Source organism: Arthrobacter sp. TJ-270 (assembly GCF_058269075.1).
Genome location: NZ_JBZCNB010000019.1, coordinates 1 through 1,112, shown reverse-complemented (window position 1 = coordinate 1,112; position 1,112 = coordinate 1). Strand labels below are relative to the sequence as shown.

The window sequence follows — 1,112 nt, the reverse complement described above, 5'->3', positions numbered from 1 at the left end:
GCCGCGGCTGCCACGGGAACCGCGACGAGGGCCCCGATGATTCCGCCCAATGTGCCTCCTGCCACCACGGCGATGACGACCAATGGTCCGGGCACCTTGACCATTGTGTCCATAATCCGGGGCGTGAGCAGGTAGGCCTCGATCTGCATGTAGATGAGGTAGTAGATGGCGGCCGCCAGCGCAGTCAGCGGTGAGGCGAGCAGGCACACTCCGGTGATGATCAGGGAAGAAGCAATGGTACCCACCAGCGGTATCGCCGATCCCAGGAAGGCAACCAGTGCCAGCAGCAATGGAGTGGGAGCGTTGATGGTCGTGAGGAAAATGGCCGTGAGGACTCCGTTGATCAGCGACAACAGGAACTGTCCGGCGATATACCGGCTGATCGATTCGGAAATGTCCTCGGCGATACTCGCGAAGGGCGCCCGTACGCTGGCAGGAACGAGCTCATACAGGGTCGCTTTGGTTGCCCCCAGGGAGGAGGAGAAGTAGAGGGTGAGGATCAGGACCAGGATGACGCCCGTGACCGCTTCGGCCAGTCCCACTCCGAAGGACAGGACCCCACCTCCCACCATTGCAAGATTTCTCGGGCGGCTGAGGAATACGGACAGCTGTCCGGTCACCGCACCGAGGTCCACAAAGTCGCCCAGCAGCGCCTCAGTCGTTCGGAACCAGCTCGAGGCCATCACCGAGGCGATGAAGGCCGGCACCGCCCGTATCAGATCGCCCACTTCCCTGACCAGCAGCGGAATCAACCAGTACAGCACTGAGGCCAAGGCTGCGAGCAGTATGAGGAAGACCACGGCGACCGACGCCGGCCGAGGGAGGCGCCTGCTGAGGGCGCGGATTACCGGTTCAATTCCCAGCGCGGCGAAAAAAGCCAGCCCCACATAGGTCAGCAGCATGGCAAGGGAAGAAACGACACCCCAAACTACAAGCCCGACACCCACACCCAGGGCGCCCGTAAGCCCGACACGAAACGCCCTGAATCTCTTCGGCTTTTTCTTCCCGCCAACGCCGGACGTCGCTGATTCCGGCGGAACTCCGTCAGGCGTGGCCGGATCAGTGGGCTGCATCCGCCCATTCTCCACCGCCCGACAGGGATTCGAAACCCG

General features: G+C 62.6%; 1 protein-coding gene. It reads right to left on the bottom strand.

Annotated features, from left to right (window positions below; genetic code table 11):
- A partial coding sequence (locus AC4D2M_RS17155) for an AI-2E family transporter (RefSeq protein ID WP_490893108.1) occupies window positions 1-1,073 on the bottom strand: 1,073 nt, incomplete at its 3' end.
- Between the last annotated feature and the right edge of the window lie 39 nt (window positions 1,074-1,112).